The following is a 1,868-nucleotide window of genomic DNA, read 5'->3' on the forward strand; positions in this document are numbered from 1 at the left end:
GAGCTGGCAAGAGGACGCCGATGCATCGGCCGCGGACCCGTCATTGCCGCCCGCTACCCCACGCACCAATACGATCGTTACAAAGTAACACCACCCTTCATGCGCCGCCGATCAGTTCTCATTGCCATGATTGTCAGCGAAGTACTCGTATCCGTATGAATGCTCAGATGCCAGGTCTCGCGCCGTCCTAGCGACGTAGCGCGCGTCTTCCGGGCTTGGAAACTGCTCGTCCAGATCGGTCGTTCCAAGTGCGAAGGTATCGGAAAAATGAGTTACTTCATGGTAGATGGTCGCCGCCTTTGACCCAGAGGGCACATTGGGACCTACCGGGAGATCGAAAAAACGTGGGCAATAATTCACAACATAGGGAACTGCAATGGAGATCCAAGCATTGGTGTCTCCAACCATCTCTTCCGGGCAATCGCAAGAAGGTTGCTTGAGCAATGCGAACCGGGTAGCGACTCCCGAGACTGTCTTTCTGATCCGGTCATTGACCGGATTTGCGATGTTAGGATCGCCATGCTCACCGAACCACGACCTGTAGCGAGCAGTCTCTTTGAACGTCACGATAATGGATGATTCTCCAAACTCGTATCCATAAAGCGACTCCAGATAGTTCTTCGAACTGCGGGCGATACCCGCCGCAGCGGCAACTCCCGCCGTTACCTCCTTTAATCGGGCTGGCGGGCAAGATGCCACTCGGGATGCTTCCTGCGGCGCAGTTTCGGCGCGCTGGCCTGCACGAGGCAGCGGAGCCACGATCAGCAACGAGACGGGAGATGTGGAAGCCTCCTTGTCGATCGCGGCCGCTCCCGCAGTCTCCGTACCGTCAAGAATCCGGTATCTAAGAATCGGAGCGGAAATCTTGTATGTCTGACCCGGACGAAGCTCATAGTTCAGGGAAAGATTGACCTGTCGAACAAGCCGCTGTCCAGGCTCCAGCGTCAGCGTTTTCTCTCGAGCGGCGGCACTCAGGTGGGCAATGATTCCGCGATATGCAGCTGCATCTCCATCCTGCGAAACGACAAGAAACGCATCATTCCACAGCCTTCCATCCTGCAGGACTCTGGGTAGCCCCCTCTCGGGAATGCTGAGCGCCACTGCGCCCGAATTGATGTAGGTGACGTGGACCACTACGTCAGCCATTGCGGCTCCTGCTGCCTGCTTCATTTGCACGGACAATTGCGCATTTGCCGAAGCAGCCCCGGCCAGAAATATGACTACGGAACCGATCCAGGATATGGCCTTCATTATTCACTTCCTTGAGGTGGATGGACAACAAGCATCAGTGACATGAGAATGAAAATGCAAGAAATCGACGAACGAATGCTGATCCACTCGCCATTTTCAGAATTTTTGCAGTGCAGCCCTGCTCCAAGGAATTCTCGGCTAGGGAGACGTGTCTGCACCCGCTTCACTCCTGCGCCCCCCACTGCGCTTTCCATCATGGGCTGCTTCCATCGCTGCTTGACTGCACGGCATGCGCCTTCATCTAAAGGCGCGCTGACCAACGGTCGGCAATCACCCGCGCCTCCCAACCAGCGCTCAACGCCCGATCTTCACCCCGACTCACAGCCGGGTGTAGAGCTTGTCGGTATTCGGCGTGTAGATCGAATAGGTAAACATCTTCTCGGCCACGTCAGGCGGCAGGTAGATGGTCGGGTCGCTACGGACGCTTAAACCGCCAGCGGGGTCAAGGTTGGCATCGGCATGTGGCCATCTGCACCCAGTCCAGCATCTCGTCCACGCGCTTGCTGATCGCGTCCTTGCCCAGGCCGTCCTGCTTCAGGCCAAAGGCAATGTTCTGCTCCACCGTCATGTGCGGGAACAGGGCATAGGACTGGAACATCATGTTGACCGGCCGCTGA

The 1,868-nt window shown here is 56.7% G+C and carries 1 protein-coding gene and 1 pseudogene; both read right to left on the reverse strand.

Going from position 1 to position 1,868, the window contains the following annotated elements; genetic code table 11:
• Positions 1-111 precede the first annotated feature (111 nt).
• Complete coding sequence (locus LRM18_RS20315) at positions 112-1,251, reverse strand: M35 family metallo-endopeptidase (RefSeq protein WP_270955372.1); 1,140 nt, start codon at positions 1,249-1,251, stop codon at positions 112-114.
• A gap of 466 nt (positions 1,252-1,717) precedes the next feature.
• A pseudogene (locus tag LRM18_RS20320) lies at positions 1,718-1,868 on the reverse strand (polyamine ABC transporter ATP-binding protein); the annotation flags it as partial.

Origin of the sequence: Stenotrophomonas sp. PI_27 (assembly GCF_027854495.1) — a bacterium.
Classification (GTDB): Bacteria; Pseudomonadota; Gammaproteobacteria; order Xanthomonadales; family Xanthomonadaceae; genus Stenotrophomonas; species Stenotrophomonas pavanii.

What these genes read in the sequence shown, in the direction of transcription:
- LRM18_RS20315 (WP_270955372.1), bottom strand. Translation starts at nt 1,251, where the DNA reads ATGAAGGCCATATCCTGGATCGGTTCCGTAGTCATATTTCTGGCCGGG.